The organism is Rubrilithobacter danxiaensis (assembly GCF_047272945.1).
Lineage (GTDB): Bacteria > Bacteroidota > Bacteroidia > Sphingobacteriales > Sphingobacteriaceae > Rubrolithibacter > Rubrolithibacter danxiaensis.
Window position 1 is genome coordinate 254,144 of the sequence record NZ_JBKOPS010000004.1, and the last position, 21,581, is coordinate 275,724.

A 21,581-nucleotide genomic window follows, 5' to 3' on the forward strand; every position below is an offset into this window, starting at 1 on the left:
GTCTTTCGGATTATAAAAAGTTGATTTCAAGCTACATGAAATCAACTACAAAAATACAAATTTTATACCATTATTAAGATGAGGCAAATCAAATTTAGAATTGATCTACTCCCAGTCAAGCGCCTTTTTCTTAATTATATAAATAAAGCCTAACAGCAGGGTTCCCATGAAAATAAACATCTCAATCATACCCTGCAAACCCAGGTCTTTAAAGTTTACTGCCCACGGATACATAAAAATTACTTCCACATCAAACAGCACGAAAAGAATAGCCACTAAAAAATATTTAATAGAAAAGGGCTGGCGTGCATTACCAATAACTTCAATACCCGACTCAAAAGGTGTCAGCTTATCATCAGTTTTGCGTTTAGGCCCAACCAAATGTGTTAAAACCATTGTAAACACAACAAATCCAAGGGCCACAATGATCTGAAATATAATTGGCAGGTAGTTAACGGGGGTGCTTTGTACTTCCATGATTTTTTACGGCGCAAATATATATATAATCAAATGAAAAAGAGCCCTTTTGGGGCTCTTTAACTGTCAAATATTTAGGGTTACTTTCCACCTAATGATTTAAGCGCATCCGATGAATATTTATCCTGCGGATCCATCGCCAAGGCCTTATTAAAGTATTCTTTTGCTTTAGCTTTGTCCGAATTTAAGTAATATGCACCCAGATTACTGTATGCCTCGTTCAGATTTTTCTTGTTACGTGCATCATTCAATGCCTCTGGCCGAGCTGATAAAACCTCTATAAATTTCTCATAATACGGCACCATTAATCCTTTCGGATTTTGTTCGTCATCCAATAAACGGTTTACACGTGCACGGTACAGATACGCATCCGGTGTAGTTGGCGATCTTTCAATAACATAACTGAAAGCGCTATCTGCCTTAACAAGCAGATCCTTACTTGGAGGATTTTGTTTATCGTTAATTTTAGTAGCGTAATCAAAATAATACGACATACCTAAATAAAAGCTATCATAAACGATGGTTTTTGATTTAGGATTTTTTACTGCAAGTGCATACATTTCTGCCGCCTGATCGTATTGTTTCGCACCAAATAACGTTTTACCGATATCGCTCATTACTTCTGCATTGGTAGAATCAATTTCCACAGCCTTCCTCAGGTTATTGATACCTAAAGAATCTTTACCGGTTTTCATTTGCGCACGGCCAAGGAATAAATAATCCTGACCGATAAGACGTGAAGTATCCACTTTAGCCATGAAATCGTTCAATGCCTTAATACTGGCATCGTAGTTTCCATTCTGAAAAGCAGAATAACCTAGATAACGATAAATACGAGGATTAGCTTTATCTAATTTTGCCATTTCCTGTGCTTCCTGCTCTAAAGCTTTATAATCCTTAGCAAGAATTAAGAAGTCGGCATGGCGCATACGGGATTCGAAAGAACGGTCTGTTAAATCCATGTACTTCTCATAATACTGCAGGGCCTGCTTTATTTTGGCATCGTAAGTCTTCTCGTCTGAGTTCGCCCACAAATAATATGTTTCAGCTAGTTCACGATATGCAGGACCATAATTAGGGTTTAACGCAATCACGTCATTAAATTCCTTTACAGACTCAGGGAACGCCTTTGCCATTTTATTAATAACGCCCAGCTCAACTTTAGCACGTAATAAACTCTTGTCCAAATCAAATGCTGTACGGTAAGCACTAAATGCTTCGCTGTTTTTCATTTGGCCGCGGTAAGCATCGCCCAGGGCCAAAAATATTTCAGCATCTTTCGCATTTTTCTCTTTTGCTTTATCAAGATATTGAATTGCCTGTGCATAATCTGGTTTTGGAGCATACGTATATGCTTTTCCTATGTATAAATAGGCATCGTAATCTTTTCTTTTAAGAAGGGACACGGCCTTATCAAAATTAGTTTTAGCACCTCCAGCATTATTGTTCTGCAACTCTACAGCACCTAAACCAACGTAATTTAGAGGAGCTTCAGCATCGGCAGAAACACCTTTCTGAAAAGTGGCCTTAGCTGAATCAATATAATCAGTCTTGATATATACATTTCCCAGGAAAAAGTAATTCTGAGGCTCTTCCGGTTTCGCTGCAATCATCGACTTCAGGGTAGTTTTAGCTTTCTGATACTGCTCCGCATCTATCGCCCTTTTTACTTCATCGAGATTTTGAGCAAGAGCAGCAGAAGTAAGCAAAACGAAAGCCAAACTAACTTTCATTGTTTTTTTTATCATATTCATTTGTTCTAGGTTAAAAAATATTACTTTTTAATAATTATCTCCCTGGACGGAATACTATCAGGAAGCAAGCCAGATTTTAATACGATCCGTTGTCCTCTTTCGCTGGCCAGGAAAGATGCAAATCCCCAACCCAAGCCAGGCCTTCCCTGACAATTGATTATATAAAGGTCTCGTGTAAGAGGATACAAGCCTAAAGCAAGGTTATCCTGATTTGGTTTGAAAAACTTATCATTTTCTTCCTTCCTCTCTGTATCCTTTACTCCTAACACTTTCAAATCAGCGACGTATTGTTCTAAATCCTCATCCGGCTGTTCTATCCAGTTAAATCCTATAACACCAATTGTACCCGGATTATTGTGTACATACTTAATTACTTCAGGATTGGACTTTAATGCATAGACACCTTTTTTAGGTAAAAGTTTAATCCCTGATAACTCCATCAGGTAACGCACCGTACTTGAATTTGGATTATCAAACACCAAGCTTTTTATCCTACTCGGTTTTCCCTGCATCAGATCTTTAATATCTTTTACAAGTACTCCACTATCAGGGGAAGACTTATGCGTAACCAAAGAGATGGCATCTATAGCAAAGCGATTAACACGAATTTTAATATGAAGGTTTGTAAAAACTTTCTCTTCCTGCTTATTCAGCTTTCTTGAAAGGATAGCAACTCGAACGCTGTCATTTAAAAAAAGATTTAACAATTCCTGTTCGGGCTTATACAGCATATTGATTTTTGCCTGCGGGTAAATGCTCTCGAAAACATATAATTGGGCATCCACAATGGGTTCAAAACTTTCGTCGGCTATCATCGTAGTTGAACCGCTTGTATAGCTTTCCTGAACAGTTTTTGTATTATTCTGACAGCTGACTGCAAATACTGCAAAGCAAAATAAAACGATACCTAAAACAGACTTTTTCATAAATCAATCCTTCCTTACCTGTACCAGGCGGACAAACCGGAAAAAGGAATAAACAATTATCAGTACTCCAAAAAGGATCCGGTAGGTTTTGCTTAAGGCGAGCGGAAAAGAATCCCAAAAGATAATAAACAAGCCAAGCACAAAATAAAAGGCAAACATTACAAGGCCTAAAATAAGCAGAAATCGCTTTTGGGGCGATTTCTGCTCTCTGTTATTTGTATGTAACATAATTTATTCCGCTAACTGGAATACAATCGGCATTACATAAGATACCCGTACCGGACGACCGTTCTGGATACCTGGTTTCCATTTAGGAGCTGTTTTTAATACGCGAACCGCTTCTTCATCGCAGCCCCCGCCAATTCCTCTTAATACTTTAATATCTGTAACGCTTCCGTCTTTTTCAACAACGAACTGCACGGTAACACGGCCACTGATGCCGTTTTCACGGGCGATAGCAGGATACCGAAGATTATTACCTAAGTACTTCGCCCATCCTTTTTGTCCGCCCTGGAATTCAGGAGCAACCTCAATAGCAGCAAAGTTATAGATGTTGTTATCTTCTGTAACTGCAGCCTCTTTCGGAGCTTCACCAACCGGCTCGTCAATACGAATGTCTGCATTCGGGTCACCTTCAATTGTTTTCTGACCAGGATCCGCTGTTTTAAGTTCCTCTACTGTAGGAGGTTCCTCGTCACGCACCTGCTCTTTAGGTACAACTACCGGAGGTGGAAATTTCACCTGGTCAACCTTTGGTTTCGGAGGTTCTGGCGGAGGTGGCGGAGGTGTTTTTTCATCCACCGGAGGGGGGGCAGTTAAAACAACTTCTGTCGCAATTACTTTCTCCTTTTCTTCCGGTACAAATCCGGAAATGTATTTAATTATTATAGGAGAACTTACTGCAAGAACGAAGAACACGCTTCCAATCAGTAAAGCTCTTGATGTTGTTCTCGGATTTTCCTTTCGTAATTCATACGCACCATACGCTTTATTACGGCCGGAAAATATTACATCAATCCACTGTAAATTATATAAATCTAATTTTGCCATTTTTAACGGATTATATTGTTATTTCCTTGCCTAATAAATTCCATCACGCTTCATCAGGTCTATCTCCGCAGGAGTGATATCCACAATCGCGTACTGCTGAATATTGGTAATTTTTAATTCATCCAGAATATCTACGAGATTCTTATAATTGGATTTATCACTCGGTTTTATCAATACGATTAATCCTTTTTTAGGATCGCCTGTTTCTGCAAGAACCTTTTTATTGTTTTCGATAATCGCCTCACGAATGCCATTTTTACCGAAATTATCAACGGTTGGAGGGGTAAGCGGCTTATCTACTAAACCTATATACCATTCCAGTTTGTTATCCTTTCCGATCAAAATTGTCATTGAACGGTTATCAGCTACGTCTAACTGGGCTTCTTTATTGGTTTCATCTTTGTCGGGCATTGCCAAGTCCATTGCTTGCGGCTTGGCCAGAGTAGTGGTAAGCATAAAGAAAGTGATCAGAAGGAATGCAAGGTCAACCATCGCAGTTAAATCAACACGTGTTGCCTGTTTCTTGCTTCTTACTTTCCCGCCCTTTTTCTTACCACCACCGGAGGTGTCTAATTCTGCCATTGTTTTTTATCTTTAATGGTTACCTATTTCTTCTCATCGCCACCTTCTAAAGAAGTAATCAAACTGAATTTGTTTACTTTTTGCTTTTGAAGGATGTCAATTATTTTCTTCATTACAGGATATTCTTCCTGCGCATCGCCTTTGATGCTTACCCGCATTTCTTTATTGTCAATTTCTTTTGTGGCATAGCGGGCAGAAAGAATCCATTCGTTTAACTGATTGTCGGTAGAATCGGTAGGTATGCCCGGCTGAACTCCCGGCTTGTTACGCTCTTCGCTTGACATTGCAATCAATTGTTTTAAGTTAGCAATAGGAACCCCGAAAGATTCCATTACTGAAAATCTTTTCTTTTCTTCCGGAGTGAACTGAATCTTATAGCGATCGGCCATACGTTCCAGCATCCGTTCGCGGATTGATTGTCCTGCTACACCAAAGAAAACTTTTCCATCCCCTACTGTCAGTGTACCAATATCGGTTGAAGGCAATTTAATTTTTACCGTAGAAGAAGGTGTATCAACCGGTAAAGGTTCTGGCTGACGTGCAGTTGCTGTTAAAATAAAGAATGTTAACAGCAGGAAAGCAACATCACACATTGCCGTCATGTCAATTGTGGTACTCTTTCTTGCAATTTTTACTCTAGGCATCTTTTTATTTTAAATGATCCTTTAAATATGTTTTCATTAATGATGAAAAAGTCCCGAACTTTCCATAAATCCGGGAGCAAAAACTTCACTAAATTTTTTTTATTCTTTATTTATGCGTGCTGGCATAGGTTTGTACAATTGAAAATCCGGCTTCGTCAATTGAATAAGTTAATTTATCAATTTTAGAAGTGAAGATATTGTACATGATGATAGCAAGTGCAGATGTAGAAATACCTGTTGCTGTATTGATCAGGGCCTCAGAAATACCATTTGCAAGCTGAGCCTGGTCAGGAGCACCTGCAGTGGCTAATCCGGCAAACGCCTTGATCATACCTGTTACTGTACCTAATAGTCCCATCAATGTACCAATTGATACCAATGTTGCAATTACAGTAAGATTTTGCTCAAGCATAGGCATTTCTAAAGCAGTAGCTTCTTCAATATCTTTTTGAATAGCAAGGCATTTTTGTTCTGTGTCCATTACCTGGTCAGATTCCATTTCCCTGTATTTTCTAAGGCCTGATTTAATTACGTTGGCTACAGAACCTTTTTGTTTGTCGCATTCAGCAATAGCTGCTTCGATATTTCCTGTTCCAAGTAAGCTTTGGATCTTTTTAACGAAAACATCCATGTTGCCTGTTCCGGTAGCTTTGTTAATAACAATAAACCGTTCAATAGAGAATACAATTACCATTAATAACATTCCGATAAGTACAGGTACAATGTAACCGCCCTTGTAAATCATACCAAAATAGTTCCCTTGCAGTGGGTGCCCGTTTTCCGGATCGCCGCCCTCAAAGTTTGACGGATTACCCATTACAAACTTCCATAATAAAATCCCGATGATGATGCAAATAACAATTGTAAGACTTGCAAAAATACTTGACCCAGTGCTCTCTTTCTTCGCTGTTGTCGGTTTTGGTGCGTTTGCCATTTTTTTAAAAATTTAGATTTAGTTTTTGATTAAGTTAAATAATATAAATTGATTGTTTGATGTTACTATATTATAAATAGCAAATTAAATTATTAGCATTAAAAATCGCTTTTGTATTTAATAACAATTCCGTTACCCAGTTTCCTTATTAAGAAGTGCGGCTAAGGTTTATAATTGTTTAAGCTATACGTCCTAAACAGGAAGCCAATTTTTTACAATGAAAACTATTTTTTTTTTCAAATGCAAGAGCCAATTAAAAATTTAATGTTTGTTGCACGCTTAATTTGATAAAAAGTTTCCGGCGTAAAGACGCTGTAAGGGCGTGTTACCCTCCGATTTTCTTTACCTTGTATCCTTCTGTTTTTAATAAGTCTATAATTTTTTCAGTAAAATTGCCCTGTATCAGTATATTTCCATCCTTCACAGTCCCTCCTACTCCGCATTTCTGCTTTAGTTTTTTTCCAAGTATTTCAAGATCTTCGTCAGAGCCTCTGAAACCGGTAATCAGTGTAACAGGTTTTCCGCCTCTTTGTTTTTTATCTAACTGAACACGTAAATCCTGATAACGGGGTTCTAAAGTTTCCTCCTCCTTTTGGTCCTCAGTTTCATATTTGAAATCCGAGTCTGTTGAATAAACAACCCCCGTAATTCCTTTATTTTTTTTTGACATACTTTTAAAGTTAAAAGCTGAAAGCTAAATTAATATCCCAACCGAGTGGGGTATGACCTCTACATCAATTTCTTTACCCATTTGCACGGGTTCACCGTCTAAATGTACTGCATCTGCTTTTTCCCTTACAATGTGTAGCTTTCTTCCTTTTATTATTTCTACATAACGTGAATGGTGGGCTGTTTTACTGAACATATGCCAGCCCATTAACGGGAATTTATAAAGTGGGAAAGGCTTAATGATGCATACATCAACCAAGCCGTCAAATAAAGATGCTTTAGGGGAGATATGCGCATTATTTCCAAATTGCGAAGAGTTTGCGATACTTAGCATAAAGGCTTCCCGCTCTATTTTCTTCCCATCAATTTCTATAAGATAATGCTGCGATTTATAATGAGCAATTTCAGTAAGGGTGGTTTTAATATAGCCTTTAAAGCCCCGGGTTCTCTCACGCGAAAAAACAGAACTTATGTGCGCATCGAAACCTATCCCCGCCATATTGAAAAAATTTCTGCTATTGAACGTTGCCGAGTCTATATATGTTGTATGCAGGTTATTTAATTTTTTAATGGCATGCTCTTTTTTTAAAGGTATCTTCAATGAGCGGGCTAAACCATTGCCGGAACCGCAAGGAATTATACCCATCACTTTCCCTGTACCTGCTACGGCTGAAGCTACCTCGTTGATTGTCCCGTCTCCACCCACAGCTACTACTATATCTGTTCCGGCGTGCAGGGTTTCGGAAGCCAGCTTTTGTGCATGGCCAACATGTTCAGTAAAACTGAAATGATAATTAAACTTATCCTTATTTAAATAAAGCTTTACCAGCTGGGGAATATTATTTTTCCCTTTTCCGCCCGAAATGGGATTAATAATAAACTGGATTCTTTTCTTTTCTAACATGCAGATGTAAAAGTAGCGGTAAATTTCAGAGAAATTAAAAATTGTTGTATTTTCGCAATGCAAGTGGATTGATTTGCTTTGCCTGTTCGTAGGCAGGATTGCAACCACGTAAAAAAATTGCTAAAACAATGTCTTTTTTTACTGTCCTCTCAAGTATCAATCTTTCTGTTTGCTTACAAACTAATTCTAAAAATTAAACTCTTATTATGGCGTATTTATTTACTTCCGAATCCGTATCAGAGGGACATCCTGATAAAGTTGCCGACCAGATTTCCGATGCACTGATTGATAATTTCCTTGCCTGGGATGCAGATTCGAAAGTTGCATGTGAAACACTGGTAACTACCGGACAGGTTGTATTAGCTGGTGAAGTAAAATCAAAAGCTTATCTGGATGTACAAAAGATAACCCGGGAGGTAATTAAAAAGATTGGATATACCAAAGCTGATTATATGTTCGAAAGCAATTCCTGCGGAATCCTTTCTGCTATACACGAGCAATCGGCAGACATTAACCAGGGAGTTGACCGCAAAGAAAAGCAGGAGCAGGGTGCCGGGGACCAGGGAATGATGTTTGGCTATGCTACAAACGAAACCTCTAACTATATGCCATTGGCGTTGGACCTGGCTCATAAAATATTGATTGAACTTGCCGCCCTCCGCCGCGAAAATAAAGACATCACTTATCTACGTCCGGATGCAAAGTCGCAGGTTACTATTGAATACCAGGATGACCACAAACCTGTAAGAATAGATGCAATTGTAGTTTCAACTCAGCATGATGACTTTGATTCGGAAGAAAACATGCAGAAAAAGATCAGTAGCGATATTATTAATATATTAATACCACGCGTTAAGGCACAGCTAAGTCCGGAACTACAACAGCTTTTCAGTTCTGATATTAAATACCACATCAACCCTACCGGAAAGTTTGTAATCGGTGGTCCGCACGGCGATACCGGATTAACCGGACGGAAAATTATAGTGGATACCTACGGTGGTAAAGGTGCGCACGGCGGCGGCGCTTTTTCCGGAAAAGATCCTTCTAAAGTTGACCGTTCTGCCGCATATGCTACCCGCCACATTGCAAAAAACCTGGTGGCTGCCGGCCTTTGCGATGAAGTTCTGGTTCAGGTATCCTACGCAATTGGTGTAAAAGACCCAATGGGTATTTATGTAAATACTTTCGGCACATCTAAAGTGCAACTTACCGACGGGAAAATTGCGCAAAAAGTAAGTGAGATTTTTGATATGACTCCATACGGTATTGAAACTCGGTTAAAACTGCGTAATCCAATCTACTTAGAAACCGCTGCTTACGGACACATGGGCCGCGAAAGCAAAGTTGTTAAAAAAGTATTTGAAGCTTCTCATGGCGAAAAGAAAGAAGTAGAGGTAGAATTGTTTACATGGGAGAAACTGGATTATACGGATAAAATCAAATCAGTTTTTAACCTGTAAAACTTATTAATAACCGCCTCCTGTTGATCAAACAAGAGGCTTTCCGTCAAAAACGCAGACAGTCCCGAACTTTGTCTGCGTTTTAATATTATAAGCTATACGACTTTAAAACCATATGAGTCTCACAATCTTTTTTATTACTTTGTACCAGGCCAAAAAGAAATAAATGGTATTGCTGAATATATGACTGAGTTAACAAGGAATCCCTGGAAAACCTTATCATCAGAAGAGAAATACGATAATAACTGGATTAATGTCACCGAATATCAGATAATTAATCCGGGAGGCGGAAAGGGAATCTATGGTAAGATTCATTATAAGAATAAGGCAATTGGCATTGTTGCCCTCGACGAGAATTACAATATATGGCTGGTAGGCCAATATCGATATGTGCTGAATCAATATACCTGGGAACTCCCCGAAGGAGGGGGACCTCTGGGTATAGATCCTTTGGAATCAGCAAAAAGAGAGCTCTTGGAAGAAACAGGATTAACGGCCACAAAATGGCAGGAGATACAGCGAATGCATTTATCCAACTCTGTTAGCGACGAGGATGCCTATATTTACCTGGCTACAGGTTTAAAGGAAGGAAAAGCCGAACCAGAGGAAACAGAAGAACTTCAGGTTAAGAAAATTCCATTTACCGAGGCTTTTCAGATGGTTTTATCCGGCGAAATAACTGATTCTATCAGCGTAGCAGCCATTTTAAAAGTCAAAATCCTTTTGGATGAAAATAAAATCGAAGTATCATAGAACATATTAAGAGGAATTTTAACTTCAATGAAAAAACTGTTAGGATATATCTTTTCACCAATTCATTACTTATTTTTCGGACTCTTTCTTCTTATCTTTCACCCCATACAATGGCTTTCGCTAAAACTTGGTGGATATAGCGCTCATAAAAAAAGCGTTGATATCCTGAACTTCTTCCTGGTGTCAACTTATTATCTTGCCGGTGCAAGCGTCAGGTTTGAAAATAAGTTCAACCTTCCTCAAAGCCGTTCGATTATTTTTATTGCAAACCATCAAAGCCTGTTCGATATTCCTCCTTTAATCTGGCATTTAAGGAAGCATCATGCAAAATTTATTTCCAAAATAGAGCTTACAAAAGGTATCCCCAGTATTTCTTTTAACCTTAAATACGGCGGTGCTGCCAATATTGACCGTAAAGATCCTAAACAATCTATCGGTCAACTTTTGCAGCTTGGCCAGCGAATGAAGCAGCATTGCTGGTCTGCAGTAATATTCCCCGAAGGCACCCGCACCAGGAATGGAAAGATGAAAGCATTTGCTACAGCAGGCGTTGCAACATTGTTGAAAAAAGTACCGGATGCCTTGATAGTTCCCGTGGCTATTAAAGGCTCATGGGAATTCACTAAGTACGGTTCTTATCCTTTAAATTTTGGTGAAAAAATAAGTTTTACAGTACTTCAGCCAATAGAAGTCCCTTCGCATACCGCCGAAGAGGTTGTCAAAGCTGCGGAAGGGGTTATCCGGAACTTTTTAGGCGAATCAGATATTCCGGTTGTCGATTAATTTAAAAAAAGAATCTCGGTAAGTATCGCCAATCGGAATAATCTTATCTGCTATCTGAATCCGGCTCCGTTCAATACACTCAATTTTGTCAAGAGAGATAATATAAGATTTATGAACACGGATAAACCTGCCTGCAGGCAAAGATTCTTCCATCTTTTTCATATTCTGCAGGGTTATTATGCGTTCTGCAGGTGTAAAAATGGATATATAATCTTTTAATCCTTCTATATAAAGAATATCATCCAGGTAAATCTTTTGGATTTTATGTTCTGTTTTCACGAAAATAAAATTGGAGGCGTTGCTTTGTACCTGAACTTCAGGAGCAGCAGGAATTTTCGCTTCTACTTTTTGCACCGCTTTGTAAAACCGGTCAAAGGCGATTGGCTTTAACAGATAATCTTTCACATCCAGTTCATATCCCTGCAACGCATATTCCGGATAAGCGGTTGTAAGAATTACGGCACATTTACCGTTAATTATTTTTAGAAACTGTATGCCAGTCAGCTCGGGCATCTGCACATCCAGAAATACCAGGTCAGCCTGATTTTCCTGTACCAGGTTAAGTGCCTCAAAAGCACTGGTTGTAGCTTTAACTAATTTTAATGAAGGAACTTTCTCAACGTAATCGGTAAGAATATCAAGAGCAAGGGGTTCGTCATCAACTATTAAACAGCGAATCATTTTATAAAACTAAAGATAATTTGCAATTATATACTGTTGCCGAATCATCAATTTGCAATTGATATTTACCTTTATATAATAAATCAAGCCGCCGTTTAACATTCTGTAAGCCAATGCCGCTTGTTTTATCTTTATTCAATGTAGTTTTCTTATTAACTACTTCAAACTGCAACTGTCCGGGTTCAATTTTCATGGCTATTTTCACAGGGCATAAGGGATCATAGACATCGCCGTGTTTAAAGGCATTTTCAAGAAAAGCTATCAGAATAAGCGGTGCTATCTGCTGTTCTTTAAATTCATTACCGGTAACTTCAAAATTTATTATCGCGTGCTCCCTGTTCCGTATTTTTTGTAAACTAATATAATCCTTTAAGTAATTGATTTCATCAGAAAGACTTACGAGACTTTCATTACTTTCATTCAGCATGTATCGCATAATGCCAGAAAGTTTCAGAATTGCTTCCGGTGCTTTATCTGATTTTTGATAAGCCAGCGAATAAATGCTGTTAAGAGAATTGAACAGGAAATGCGGATTAATCTGTGATCGCAAAAAGGCAAGTTCGGCAACCAGTTTTTCTTTCTCCAGGCTCTTCCGCAAACGATCATTTAAAAACCAGTCTGCGGCAAATTTTATAGCCGAACTTAGAAAAATAAAAAAGATACTTATTAAAACAGCACCGGAATAATATTCAGAAAAGCCAACCGTGCCCTCGTGACGAACTGTTTTTAACAATATAATTTCTTTATAATATAAAGCCAGGCCGTATTTGACAAGTCCGGAGATAGCAGCAAGAAGGATTATTGAAATTGCAAAGCTCCCGTATTTCTTTTTACTCAGCAACTGAGGAAAAAGCAGCAGGTAATTAATATAAAAAACTGCAATATTAATGAGACCGAAGTAAACAATGATTACAATAAGATTGTAATTCAGCTTTGAATTCCCGCTTCCTGCATACAGAAGAAAAACCAGAATGAAAAGCCAGATCACAACATGTAATAAAATTCTTCCGGACCTGTTCATGCTTAAAGATAAAAAGCAGAAATATAAGTTGTAACTTGTTTCGACCAACTGCCATATTTTATCTTCCAATAGGTTAATCGAAGTATTTTGGGCATCCCTTTTCAAATAGCCCGTTTATCTATTTGTGCAGCCTGTTAGTCTAATTAATTTTTTGCTGTAAAAAATATCCTGTTGCTTTGATTCATCAAAACCAACAACAATGAAAAAGCAACTTAACTCTGTTTCTCCTTTTATCATATTACTGATACCTATCTTTTTAGGAATGGCCTTGATCTTTGTGAATTCAGATAATACGATTCCGAAAGAAAAGTACAATGCAAGCACATCTTTCAGATTGCCAACCTTAAAAGTAGCTGTAAAAGCGATTTTTTAGTGAGAAGTAATTCTGTTATTCGAACTCAACCTGCTGGTGCTGATAGGGGATTTCTACGTCAGCAAAGCCCTTCTCTAAAATCTTTTCGCGAAAACGCTGCTGCGTTTCATATTCGCCGTGAACAAGAAAGACTTTTTTAACCTGTTGAGGATCCTGACAAGACAGAAAATGTAACAGGTCTTCATAATCTCCATGGGCACTCATTGATTTAATTGCACACACTTCGGCAACAACATCGTATTCATCGCCGAAAATATCAACTACTTTATCGCCTGCTATTAAGCGGCCGCCTAAAGAACTGGGCTCGCAATAACCCACCATCAAAATGGTATTCTTCTGGTTTGATATATTGTTGCGGATGTGATGTTTTACCCTTCCGGCTTCTGCCATTCCAGATGCGGAAATAATTACACAGGGACGCGGGTCATCTTTCAATGCCCTTGACTCTTCAACTGTCTGGATAAATTTCAATCCCTTAAAGTGAAACGGATCCTCGTCCTTTTTCATAATTTCTTTAACACCGTTATTATAAACTTCCGGGTGATCTTTTATTACCTGCGTGGCTTTATCGGAAAGCGGGCTGTCAACATAGTACTGAACATCCGGCAATGTACCCCTTAACTCAAGTGCATTTAATGCAAACAGAATTTCTTGTGTGCGGCCCACGCTAAAGGCAGGAATTATTACTTTTCCTCCTTTTATATTACAGGTATTATTAATCACTTCCTGCAAGGAATCTTCAATTGGACCAATTTCTTTATGAAGGGAGTCGCCGTAAGTAGATTCAAGAATTATGTAATCAGACTGGGGAAAAGTTTGAGGACTTTTTAATATCAGGTCTCCATACCGTCCTACATCGCCGCTAAAAGTTAGTTGTCTGAATTTTCCATCCTCGAGTATGGTCAAATGCATAGCTGCACTTCCTATAACATGTCCTGCATCTGTAAATCGTAAGGTAACACGCGGGTCTATCTCAAAATCCTCGTTATACTCTACAATCTTAAATAACCTTAAAGCCTCCATCACATCTTCGTCCGTATATAGCGGCTTAATCAAAGATAATCCTTTTCGTTCCCTGTTCACATTGGTATCTTCTGCATCCTGAACCTGAATTTGTGCAGAATCTGTCAGTAATATTCTTGCCAGGTCCATTGTCGGAGCAGTGCAAAATATATCTCCTTTAAATCCTTCGGCTACCATTCGTGGTATTAAACCACAATGGTCGATATGTGCGTGTGATAATATCAGGTAGCTAACTTTTGCAGGATCAAAACCGAAATGGCCATTCAGCTCATCTGTTTCAGAACCCATGCCCTGAAACATTCCACAATCCAGGAGGATTTGCAGTCCATTATCAAGCTTTAATAAATGCTTGCTGCCTGTTACATTTCTGGCAGCGCCGTGAAAAGTTATTTTCATTTGAAAAGATTTAAAATTTTGGTAGTACCCTGATGAGATTTTAGAGATGTAATAAACGTTGCGTTCTGAATATGATACGCTAAAAATGTATATATCATCAATTAATGGATACTTTAATTTAACAAGTGAAGGAAGAACACTAAAGAAAGTAAGAAGTTTAAAAAACATTTAACTAAAAAAATAGTTGTAAAACTAAAATATTAGTTTTAAATTCGATTTAATGTTTTTCGATCAATTCAAATACTTTCAGTTTTCCTGCTACAATACAAGTGGCTGGAATGCCGAAAACAGCAATAAAGCCTAAAAGGCAAGTCAGTTATAGAATAAAATTAAAAGAGTGATAATGGAATTAAAAGAACTTACAAAAGCGGAAGAACAAATAATGCAGGTACTTTGGGAACTAAAAAAAGCATTTGTAAAAGATGTTATTGATGAACTTCCCGAACCAAAACCCGCTTATAATACCGTTTCAACAATCATCCGTATTCTTGAAACAAAAGGCTTTGTGGATCATGAGGCTTTTGGGAAAAGTCACCAATACTTTCCAATAGTGAGTAAAGAAGACTATAAAAGCTTCGCGACAGGCAAATTGTTAAGTAATTATTTCAGCGACAGTGTTCAGAATATGTTCTCGTTTTTTATGAAAGAGAAAAAAATAGACCTGAAAGAAGCAGATGAAATTTTGAAAATGATTGATAACCTAAAAAGTAAAAAGTGATGAACGGTTTAACTTATTTATTTCAGGCAAATCTGTACCTCGCAGTATTTTACCTGTTCTATGCAGCTCTGCTCAGAAACGAAACCTTTTTTCGGATGAACAGGTACTACCTGGTTGGGAGTGCATCTATTTCACTACTAATACCGGCACTTCAGTCAGAGTGGGTTCGATCGCTTTTTGTAAGTGAACAAGTTTACCATGCTGCCCAAACTATTAATACCGTTATAGTAACTCACACTGGCACTTCTCCAAATGATTCTACAGGTTTTACTACATGGAAAGCAATTTCTATAATATATGTCGTAATTACGCTGGTCCTGAGTGCGAAATTTGCGTGGCAGCTTCTGACAATAAAAAGGTTTGTGAATGATAGTAAGGAAATAAAAGCATTCTCATTCTTTTCCCTGGTAAAAGTAGATGAAGATTTAAATAAAAGAGAAACCATCAGTAAACATGAAATGGTGCACGTAAGAGAATGGCACTCGGCAGATGTCCTTTTTTTCGAGATCCTTGCCATAATAAACTGGTTCAACCCTGTTATTTATGCTTACAGAAAAGCCATAAAAAACATTCATGAATACATTGCAGATGAAACTGCTGCCGCAAATGAAGAAAGTAAGTCAGACTATGCCCTGCTGCTGCTGAGCAATACATTTGGCTTAAATCCCCATCAGTTAACCAATAACTTTTTCAATCAATCACTCTTAAAAAAAAGGATTTATATGCTTAATAAAACCAAGTCGAAAAGAGCGGCGGTATTAAAGTACGGGCTTTCTGCACCACTCTTTGCAGTTATGGTAATCTTTTCATCTGCCAGTTTATCCGAGCCAATAAACCTTACAAAAATTAGCAGCATTTATCCAACAAGCATTACTCAGTCTAATTATTCTAAGGACGACAGCAATTTTAAAGAGTTGAAAGACTTTTTCAAAAATCAGATAAGATACCCGGAAGAGGCAAGAAAAAATAAAATACAGGGAACAACAATAGTAAGTTTCAGGGTATCAGAATACAAAAAGATCGATGAAACAGAAATTATCAGGGAACTGGGAGGTGGTTTAGACAGAGAAGCTGAAGAAATGCTAAAAAGATTTGATGCTGATATTGATGCAGAACCCGGAGTTTACACATTAGCAGTAAAATTCGAATTAGCGGGTCTGCCAAAGGATAATTACAAAATTGATGAAAGTAAACTTGAAAACTATGCAGGTGAAATTGTTGTGGTAGCCTATGCAGCAGAAGAAAAGCCATTAAAATCATCGCAAAAAGAAGAGTTTAGTCCCTCATCTGATTCTGATTCCACACATAATTTTGCAGCAGTAGAAGTTACACCAGAGTTTCCCGGCGGCCAGGAAGGTTGGTCTGAATACCTCTCAAAGAATTTACGCTACCCAAAAGAAGCCAGAGAAAAAAATATTGAAGGAAGAGTAACCGTTCAATTTATTGTACGGGAAAACGGAAATTTATCAGATATAAAAGTATTAAGAGGAATTGGAAGCGGCTGTGATGAAGAAGCGGTAAGGGTTCTTGAAAATTCGCCCACATGGAACCCTGGAATAAATAACGGCATAAAAGTTAAAGTTTCTTATGTTATGCCCATCGTTTTCCAAATTGACAAGAAAGCGGTTGCTCCCGTTCCACCTCCGCCGCCAATAATAAAAACAGTAAAGGCACTTCCTCCTCCGCCCCCACCACCTGTACCGGTAAAAGCCATGTTCATCCTGGATGGAAAGGAAATCAAGTATGAAGATTTTCAAAAAATCCCCACCGATGAAATTAAAGAAGTGCTGGTTTGGAAGGAGAAAGAGGCTATTGAAAGATATGGAGAAAAAGGAAAAAACGGCGTGGTAGTAGTAGCTACGAAAACTGCACAGAACAATAAATAAATATTAATTATGATGAACAAATCAAATTTGAGAAAGAGGGTACTAAAATTTATTACCCCTCTTGCCGGAGCAATACTGTTTGCATTTGCATTACCGGCACAAACTGCTTCAGCGCAGCAAACTACCAGTAAAATGAAAAAGTCCGTTCCACCGCCGCCACCGCCCGCTCCTCCAGGCCCGGTAAAGATGGTAAAACCTTTACCTCCACCACCACCACCGCCTGCTTTGCCTAAAGCTGCCTTGTACATTATTGACGGTAACAAAGCCACACGAAAGGAAGTTGATAAAATACCCGAAGACCAAATTGAATCGGTAATGGTGTGGAAGGGAAAAGAAGCTGTTGAAAAATATGGAAAGAAAGGTAAAAAGGGAGTAGTTGTTGTTACAACTAAAAAATAAGAACCTGCTTTTTAAAAACACCAGCGCCCTTTATGCAGTGCATAAAGGGCGCTTTATTTCCTCCTTGCCTCGTGCAACAAAATTAATCTATTTCTTCTTCTTTAAAGAATTTGGCAGTAAAATAATCACGACGCAAACGATTAATATTTGACATGGAAATCTCTTTCGGACACTCCACTTCGCAAGCACCGGTATTGGTACAGCTACCAAAGCCTTCGGCATCCATTTGTGCCACCATAGACTGTACCCTGCGGTATCTTTCTGCCTGTCCCTGCGGCAATAAAGCCAACTGAGAAACTTTAGCCGATACAAACAACATGGCAGAGGCATTTTTACATGCTGCTACGCAGGCACCGCATTGAATACAGGTTGCAGAGTTGAATGCTTCGTCGGCAATGGGTTTAGGAATCGGAATTTCGTTAGCATCCGGAACCCCACCCGTATTTACCGATACATAGCCACCTGCCTGCTGAATACGGTCAAAAGCAGAACGGTCCACAGCCAGGTCTTTTACTACAGGAAAAGCTTCTGCACGCCATGGCTCGATGGTAATTGTTTCACCATCACTAAAGCTTCTCATATGTAACTGACAGGTTGTAATAGCCCGCTTAGGGCCATGCGGCCTTCCGTTTATATATAATGAACACATTCCACAAATGCCTTCACGGCAGTCGTGATCAAAGTGGATAGGATCTTCTCCTTTTTTCACAAGGCTTTCATTCACCACGTCCAGCATCTCAAGAAATGACATGTCCGGAGAAATTCCTTCTGCATTATAAGTAACAAATCTTCCCTTATCAGCAGCGTTTTTCTGCCTCCAGACTTTTAGGGTTAAATTCATGTTTCCGCTCATCTTATATTCGATATTAGATTTGAGATATTAGATTTGAGATTTTTTCTTTAGCATTTCCTGAAAAGCATAATTCATTTTCTGCAATTCCTTAATCTCATTCAAAAGATTATCTAATAAATCATTATTTAATAAATTCAATTTGTTCGATATTACCAATTGCGTTTGCAATTCATAAGAAGACCCATTAGCAATTCCTAAAAAATTAATAAATTCTTTTGAAGAATTTCTGCCTGCTCCTTCAGCTATATTTGAAGGAATAGAGATAGCAGATCTTCTGGATTGACTGATTAAGCCGAATCGTTCATTAGCAGGAAAACCGGCTGTTGCATCATAAACTTTCACAGCAAGTTCTACAGACTTATTCCAGATTTTTAATTCTTTTAAATTATTCATTCTCTTATTCAGAAGAGAGAACTGTTATCTGTATTCTCAAATCTCATATCTCTCATCTAACATCGCCTTATTTATAGCTCCTTTGGGTTAACTTTACATTTTCAAATACCAGTGTTTCCTTATGAAGCTCTTCAGGCTGATTTTCACCTTTGTATTCCCAGGCTGATACATAAGAAAAGTTTTCATCGTCCCGTTTTGCTTCGCCTTCTTCAGTTTGACTTTCTACCCTGAAATGTCCGCCGCATGATTCTGAACGATTCAATGCATCGTCAACCATTAGCTCTCCAAGTTCAAGAAAATCAGCAACACGGCCGGCTTTTTCAAGGGATTGGTTAATCTCGCTGTTTTCGCCTAACACAATTGCATTATTCCAATAGTCTTCCCGCAGCTCTCGAATCAAACCTTTTGCCTTGGTCAGTCCTTCGGCAGTTCGTGCCATACCACAGTATTCCCACATAATATGACCCAATTCACGATGGTATTCGTCAACTGTCTTGGTTCCGCGAAGTGAAAGTAATTTTTGAATGCGTTCCTCCACGCCTTTTTTTGCTGTAACAAAGGCAGGATGTTTATCATCAACCGGCTTCGGCCCAATAGTCGCAAGATAATCTCCCAGCGTATAGGGTATTACAAAATAACCATCAGCAAGGCCTTGCATCAATGCAGATGCACCAAGACGGTTTGCCCCGTGATCGGAGAAATTACATTCACCTAAAGCATATAAACCGGGAACAGTGGTCATGAGGTTGTAATCAACCCACAATCCACCCATCGTATAATGCACTGCCGGATAAATCCTCATTGGAACTTTATAAGGGTTTTCGTCTGTTATCTGATAGTACATATCAAACAGATTTCCGTATTTAGCCCGTACTGTATCTTCACCCAAACGTTTAATAGCATCAGCAAAATCGAGGAATACAGCAACACCGGTGCTACCAACACCCCGGCCGTCATCCACCGCTTCTTTTGCATTTCGTGAAGCAACATCGCGTGGAACAAGATTACCAAAGGAAGGATATTTTCTTTCCAGGAAGTAATCTCTGTCTTCCTCTTTTATATCGTTTACCTTAATTGCACCAGAACGAAGTTTTTGAGCCATTTCCTGTGTTTTAGGAACCCAAACCCGGCCGTCATTCCGAAGGGATTCGGACATTAGGGTCAGTTTCGACTGATGTTCACCAGTAACCGGAATACATGTTGGGTGGATTTGCGTAAAACAAGGATTACCAAAGAAAGCACCTTTTTTGTGTGCTCTCCAGGCTGCTGTAACATTACAACCCATTGCATTGGTAGAAAGGTAAAAAACATTCCCATAACCACCAGTACAAAGTAATACCGCGTGACCGGCGTGAGTTTCAATCTCACCTGTTACCATATCACGGGTTACAATCCCCTGTGCTTTACCATCAACAACAACCATATCAAGCATTTCATGGCGGTTGTACATTTTAACTTTTCCTTCATGAATCTGCCTGTTCAATGCTGAATAAGCCCCTAAAAGAAGTTGCTGACCCGTTTGACCTCTGGCATAAAAAGTACGTGATACCTGCGCACCGCCAAAAGAACGGTTATCCAGCAAACCTCCGTATTCACGCGCAAAAGGAACACCCTGAGCAACGCATTGATCAATAATATTAACCGATACCTCTGCCAACCGGTGTACGTTTGCTTCTCTTGAACGGTAATCACCGCCTTTAACAGTATCATAAAAGAGCCGGTAAACGCTATCTCCGTCATTGCGATAATTTTTTGCCGCATTAATACCACCCTGAGCCGCAATAGAGTGCGCCCGGCGGGGGCTATCCTGATAACAAAAAGCCTTTACATTGTACCCAAGTTCAGCTAAAGATGCTGCAGCTGAAGAGCCTGCAAGCCCTGTACCTACAACTATTACGGTATATTTTCTTTTATTGGCCGGGTTTACCAGCTTCAAATTGAATTTATGTTTAGACCATTTTTCGGCTAAAGGGCCTTCCGGAATTTTAGAATCTAATATCATCTCAGAAACTATTTTATTTTAATCCCCAAGGGATAATCTATTTAAAAAAGAAGTAAAGCGGCATAGCTGCAAAAAGCAAAGGAATCAGTATGCTAAATACCCAAATGCCTAAAAATTTGATAATTGGGAAATATTTTTTGTGATCCCACCCCAATGTTTGAAAACCACTTTGAAACCCATGAACCAGATGGTAAGACAAAGCAACCATTGAAACTACATAAAGCAGTACATACCACCATTGGTGGAACGCCGAAACTACAATGCTGTATAAATCTTTGGCTACCAGCACCTGAACTCCCCGCTGAGCATCTACGTAATCTGAATAAACAAGCTTCTCGCCTGTTATAGGTAAATGGGTTACTTTAGCAACCTCAGCTTCGTTATTCAGATTTACTTCATACTTAGTATAAGGCAATCCTCCCCAATGGTACTGAGCCCAGAAGTTAGACATGTGTATCACAATGAAAATAAGTAATACTGTTCCTAAAATTCCCATGTTTCTTGAGCTCCATGAACTGTTCTTCTCTCCGTGATAAACAGCATATCCCTGTGGTCTCGCCTTCTTATTTCTTGTTGTAACTATTAAAGCATAAACCGCATGCAAAACAATGCTCAGATAAAGAACATAAGAGATAATTTTAATAGGTAAAGCATGTGTCATGAAGTAGGAGTAAGCATTAAATGCCTGACCTTGATCATCTTTAAAAAGCTGAAGATTTCCTATTAAGTGTACTACCAGAAACACACACAGAAAAAGACCCGTGAGAGCCATGATTAATTTTTTTCCAAGTGTTGAAGAGAATGTGGTTGTGAAACTACTCATTATCTTTTCGAATATTTATTTTGGATAGCAAAAGTATTTAATAAATGGCACAAAATATAAAGCGAACAATATTTGCA

The 21,581-nt window shown here is 38.7% G+C and carries 24 protein-coding genes; 7 read left to right on the plus strand and 17 right to left on the minus strand.

Going from position 1 to position 21,581, the window contains the following annotated elements; genetic code table 11:
• Positions 1–105: 105 nt before the first annotated feature.
• The 10 genes from ACLCDL_RS06930 to ACLCDL_RS06975 form a co-directional block, all read right to left on the minus strand.
• Positions 106–477, minus strand: coding sequence for an NADH-quinone oxidoreductase subunit A (locus tag ACLCDL_RS06930; protein ID WP_423147552.1), 372 nt, complete (start codon positions 475–477; stop codon positions 106–108).
• 80 nt (positions 478–557) lie between these two features.
• On the minus strand, positions 558–2,231 hold the full coding sequence (locus ACLCDL_RS06935) for a tetratricopeptide repeat protein (RefSeq protein ID WP_423147553.1): 1,674 nt from the start codon (positions 2,229–2,231) through the stop codon (positions 558–560).
• 20 nt (positions 2,232–2,251) lie between these two features.
• Complete coding sequence (locus ACLCDL_RS06940) at positions 2,252–3,157, minus strand: PstS family phosphate ABC transporter substrate-binding protein (RefSeq protein WP_423147554.1); 906 nt, start codon at positions 3,155–3,157, stop codon at positions 2,252–2,254.
• A gap of 3 nt (positions 3,158–3,160) precedes the next feature.
• Positions 3,161–3,385: a hypothetical protein gene (locus tag ACLCDL_RS06945; protein WP_423147555.1), complete on the minus strand. Its 225-nt coding sequence runs from the start codon at positions 3,383–3,385 to the stop codon at positions 3,161–3,163.
• 3 nt (positions 3,386–3,388) lie between these two features.
• Complete coding sequence (locus ACLCDL_RS06950) at positions 3,389–4,207, minus strand: energy transducer TonB (RefSeq protein WP_423147556.1); 819 nt, start codon at positions 4,205–4,207, stop codon at positions 3,389–3,391.
• A 30-nt stretch (positions 4,208–4,237) separates the two neighbouring features.
• Positions 4,238–4,789 (minus strand): ExbD/TolR family protein, encoded by a 552-nt coding sequence (locus ACLCDL_RS06955; protein WP_423147557.1) that lies wholly within the window; start codon positions 4,787–4,789, stop codon positions 4,238–4,240.
• Between the two features lie 23 nt (positions 4,790–4,812).
• Positions 4,813–5,433: an ExbD/TolR family protein gene (locus ACLCDL_RS06960; RefSeq protein ID WP_423147558.1), complete on the minus strand. Its 621-nt coding sequence runs from the start codon at positions 5,431–5,433 to the stop codon at positions 4,813–4,815.
• 106 nt (positions 5,434–5,539) lie between these two features.
• A complete protein-coding gene (locus ACLCDL_RS06965; RefSeq protein WP_423147559.1) occupies positions 5,540–6,367 on the minus strand; it encodes a MotA/TolQ/ExbB proton channel family protein in 828 nt (275 codons plus the stop codon).
• Between the two features lie 325 nt (positions 6,368–6,692).
• Positions 6,693–7,037 (minus strand): translation initiation factor, encoded by a 345-nt coding sequence (locus ACLCDL_RS06970; RefSeq protein WP_423147560.1) that lies wholly within the window; start codon positions 7,035–7,037, stop codon positions 6,693–6,695.
• Positions 7,038–7,061: 24 nt separating this feature from the next.
• Positions 7,062–7,940, minus strand: coding sequence for a diacylglycerol/lipid kinase family protein (locus ACLCDL_RS06975; RefSeq protein WP_423147561.1), 879 nt, complete (start codon positions 7,938–7,940; stop codon positions 7,062–7,064).
• A gap of 206 nt (positions 7,941–8,146) precedes the next feature.
• Between ACLCDL_RS06975 and metK the strand changes: the two genes are divergently transcribed.
• The 3 genes from metK to ACLCDL_RS06990 all read left to right on the plus strand — a co-directional run bounded on the left by metK (position 8,147) and on the right by ACLCDL_RS06990 (position 10,936).
• On the plus strand, positions 8,147–9,400 hold the full coding sequence (gene metK, locus ACLCDL_RS06980) for a methionine adenosyltransferase (protein WP_423147562.1): 1,254 nt from the start codon (positions 8,147–8,149) through the stop codon (positions 9,398–9,400).
• A 183-nt stretch (positions 9,401–9,583) separates the two neighbouring features.
• On the plus strand, positions 9,584–10,153 hold the full coding sequence (locus ACLCDL_RS06985) for an NUDIX domain-containing protein (protein ID WP_423147563.1): 570 nt from the start codon (positions 9,584–9,586) through the stop codon (positions 10,151–10,153).
• A gap of 27 nt (positions 10,154–10,180) precedes the next feature.
• Entirely contained in the window at positions 10,181–10,936 is a 756-nt protein-coding gene (locus ACLCDL_RS06990; protein ID WP_423147564.1) for a lysophospholipid acyltransferase family protein, read from the plus strand.
• Here ACLCDL_RS06990 and ACLCDL_RS06995 read toward each other — a convergent pair.
• Together ACLCDL_RS06995 and ACLCDL_RS07000 are read right to left on the minus strand one after the other, a co-directional pair.
• Positions 10,913–11,617: a LytR/AlgR family response regulator transcription factor gene (locus ACLCDL_RS06995; RefSeq protein WP_423147565.1), complete on the minus strand. Its 705-nt coding sequence runs from the start codon at positions 11,615–11,617 to the stop codon at positions 10,913–10,915. The two genes, ACLCDL_RS06990 and ACLCDL_RS06995, sit on opposite strands and share 24 nt — an antisense overlap.
• A 1-nt stretch (position 11,618) precedes the next feature.
• Positions 11,619–12,638 carry a sensor histidine kinase gene (locus ACLCDL_RS07000; protein WP_423147566.1) on the minus strand — a complete coding sequence of 340 codons (1,020 nt, stop codon included), beginning with the start codon at positions 12,636–12,638 and terminating at the stop codon, positions 11,619–11,621.
• Between the two features lie 199 nt (positions 12,639–12,837).
• Here ACLCDL_RS07000 and ACLCDL_RS07005 point away from each other — a divergent pair, with 199 nt between their 5' ends.
• Positions 12,838–13,011, plus strand: a complete 174-nt coding sequence (locus ACLCDL_RS07005) for a hypothetical protein (RefSeq protein ID WP_423147567.1) — start codon at positions 12,838–12,840, stop codon at positions 13,009–13,011.
• Between the two features lie 15 nt (positions 13,012–13,026).
• On the opposite strand, the gene ACLCDL_RS07010 is transcribed toward ACLCDL_RS07005, so the two are convergent.
• Positions 13,027–14,430: an MBL fold metallo-hydrolase RNA specificity domain-containing protein gene (locus ACLCDL_RS07010; RefSeq protein ID WP_423147568.1), complete on the minus strand. Its 1,404-nt coding sequence runs from the start codon at positions 14,428–14,430 to the stop codon at positions 13,027–13,029.
• A gap of 343 nt (positions 14,431–14,773) precedes the next feature.
• Between ACLCDL_RS07010 and ACLCDL_RS07015 the strand changes: the two genes are divergently transcribed.
• Genes ACLCDL_RS07015 through ACLCDL_RS07025 form a run of 3 tightly spaced genes read left to right on the plus strand, consistent with a single transcriptional unit; the run spans position 14,774 to position 17,433 of the window.
• Positions 14,774–15,148, plus strand: a complete 375-nt coding sequence (locus ACLCDL_RS07015) for a BlaI/MecI/CopY family transcriptional regulator (RefSeq protein ID WP_423147569.1) — start codon at positions 14,774–14,776, stop codon at positions 15,146–15,148.
• Positions 15,148–17,034, plus strand: a complete 1,887-nt coding sequence (locus ACLCDL_RS07020; RefSeq protein ID WP_423147570.1) for a TonB family protein — start codon at positions 15,148–15,150, stop codon at positions 17,032–17,034. Before ACLCDL_RS07015 ends, ACLCDL_RS07020 begins: the two co-directional genes overlap by 1 nt.
• A 9-nt stretch (positions 17,035–17,043) precedes the next feature.
• Complete coding sequence (locus ACLCDL_RS07025; protein WP_423147571.1) at positions 17,044–17,433, plus strand: hypothetical protein; 390 nt, start codon at positions 17,044–17,046, stop codon at positions 17,431–17,433.
• 82 nt (positions 17,434–17,515) lie between these two features.
• Here the strand turns inward: ACLCDL_RS07025 and ACLCDL_RS07030 are convergent, their stop codons facing one another.
• The 4 genes from ACLCDL_RS07030 to ACLCDL_RS07045 form a co-directional block, all read right to left on the minus strand.
• Positions 17,516–18,286 carry a succinate dehydrogenase/fumarate reductase iron-sulfur subunit gene (locus ACLCDL_RS07030; protein WP_479725323.1) on the minus strand — a complete coding sequence of 257 codons (771 nt, stop codon included), beginning with the start codon at positions 18,284–18,286 and terminating at the stop codon, positions 17,516–17,518.
• Positions 18,287–18,313: 27 nt separating this feature from the next.
• On the minus strand, positions 18,314–18,679 hold the full coding sequence (locus ACLCDL_RS07035; protein ID WP_423147573.1) for a four helix bundle protein: 366 nt from the start codon (positions 18,677–18,679) through the stop codon (positions 18,314–18,316).
• Between the two features lie 67 nt (positions 18,680–18,746).
• Positions 18,747–20,681 (minus strand): fumarate reductase/succinate dehydrogenase flavoprotein subunit, encoded by a 1,935-nt coding sequence (locus ACLCDL_RS07040; RefSeq protein ID WP_423147574.1) that lies wholly within the window; start codon positions 20,679–20,681, stop codon positions 18,747–18,749.
• 37 nt (positions 20,682–20,718) lie between these two features.
• Complete coding sequence (locus tag ACLCDL_RS07045; protein ID WP_423147575.1) at positions 20,719–21,504, minus strand: succinate dehydrogenase cytochrome b subunit; 786 nt, start codon at positions 21,502–21,504, stop codon at positions 20,719–20,721.
• Between the last annotated feature and the right edge of the window lie 77 nt (positions 21,505–21,581).

Excerpts from the sequence above, each read along its gene's own strand:
- ACLCDL_RS06930 (WP_423147552.1), bottom strand. The coding sequence starts at position 477 with ATGGAAGTACAAAGCACCCCCGTTAACTACCTGCCAATTATATTTCAG.
- ACLCDL_RS06935 (WP_423147553.1), bottom strand. The coding sequence starts at position 2,231 with ATGAATATGATAAAAAAAACAATGAAAGTTAGTTTGGCTTTCGTTTTG.
- ACLCDL_RS06940 (WP_423147554.1), bottom strand. The coding sequence starts at position 3,157 with ATGAAAAAGTCTGTTTTAGGTATCGTTTTATTTTGCTTTGCAGTATTT.
- ACLCDL_RS06945 (WP_423147555.1), bottom strand. The coding sequence starts at position 3,385 with ATGTTACATACAAATAACAGAGAGCAGAAATCGCCCCAAAAGCGATTT.
- ACLCDL_RS06950 (WP_423147556.1), bottom strand. The coding sequence starts at position 4,207 with ATGGCAAAATTAGATTTATATAATTTACAGTGGATTGATGTAATATTT.
- ACLCDL_RS06955 (WP_423147557.1), bottom strand. The coding sequence starts at position 4,789 with ATGGCAGAATTAGACACCTCCGGTGGTGGTAAGAAAAAGGGCGGGAAA.
- ACLCDL_RS06960 (WP_423147558.1), bottom strand. The coding sequence starts at position 5,433 with ATGCCTAGAGTAAAAATTGCAAGAAAGAGTACCACAATTGACATGACG.
- ACLCDL_RS06965 (WP_423147559.1), bottom strand. The coding sequence starts at position 6,367 with ATGGCAAACGCACCAAAACCGACAACAGCGAAGAAAGAGAGCACTGGG.
- ACLCDL_RS06970 (WP_423147560.1), bottom strand. The coding sequence starts at position 7,037 with ATGTCAAAAAAAAATAAAGGAATTACGGGGGTTGTTTATTCAACAGAC.
- ACLCDL_RS06975 (WP_423147561.1), bottom strand. The coding sequence starts at position 7,940 with ATGTTAGAAAAGAAAAGAATCCAGTTTATTATTAATCCCATTTCGGGC.
- metK (WP_423147562.1), top strand. The coding sequence starts at position 8,147 with ATGGCGTATTTATTTACTTCCGAATCCGTATCAGAGGGACATCCTGAT.
- ACLCDL_RS06985 (WP_423147563.1), top strand. The coding sequence starts at position 9,584 with ATGACTGAGTTAACAAGGAATCCCTGGAAAACCTTATCATCAGAAGAG.
- ACLCDL_RS06990 (WP_423147564.1), top strand. The coding sequence starts at position 10,181 with ATGAAAAAACTGTTAGGATATATCTTTTCACCAATTCATTACTTATTT.
- ACLCDL_RS06995 (WP_423147565.1), bottom strand. The coding sequence starts at position 11,617 with ATGATTCGCTGTTTAATAGTTGATGACGAACCCCTTGCTCTTGATATT.
- ACLCDL_RS07000 (WP_423147566.1), bottom strand. The coding sequence starts at position 12,638 with ATGAACAGGTCCGGAAGAATTTTATTACATGTTGTGATCTGGCTTTTC.
- ACLCDL_RS07005 (WP_423147567.1), top strand. The coding sequence starts at position 12,838 with ATGAAAAAGCAACTTAACTCTGTTTCTCCTTTTATCATATTACTGATA.
- ACLCDL_RS07010 (WP_423147568.1), bottom strand. The coding sequence starts at position 14,430 with ATGAAAATAACTTTTCACGGCGCTGCCAGAAATGTAACAGGCAGCAAG.
- ACLCDL_RS07015 (WP_423147569.1), top strand. The coding sequence starts at position 14,774 with ATGGAATTAAAAGAACTTACAAAAGCGGAAGAACAAATAATGCAGGTA.
- ACLCDL_RS07020 (WP_423147570.1), top strand. The coding sequence starts at position 15,148 with ATGAACGGTTTAACTTATTTATTTCAGGCAAATCTGTACCTCGCAGTA.
- ACLCDL_RS07025 (WP_423147571.1), top strand. The coding sequence starts at position 17,044 with ATGATGAACAAATCAAATTTGAGAAAGAGGGTACTAAAATTTATTACC.
- ACLCDL_RS07030 (WP_479725323.1), bottom strand. The coding sequence starts at position 18,286 with ATGAGCGGAAACATGAATTTAACCCTAAAAGTCTGGAGGCAGAAAAAC.
- ACLCDL_RS07035 (WP_423147573.1), bottom strand. The coding sequence starts at position 18,679 with ATGAATAATTTAAAAGAATTAAAAATCTGGAATAAGTCTGTAGAACTT.
- ACLCDL_RS07040 (WP_423147574.1), bottom strand. The coding sequence starts at position 20,681 with ATGATATTAGATTCTAAAATTCCGGAAGGCCCTTTAGCCGAAAAATGG.
- ACLCDL_RS07045 (WP_423147575.1), bottom strand. The coding sequence starts at position 21,504 with ATGAGTAGTTTCACAACCACATTCTCTTCAACACTTGGAAAAAAATTA.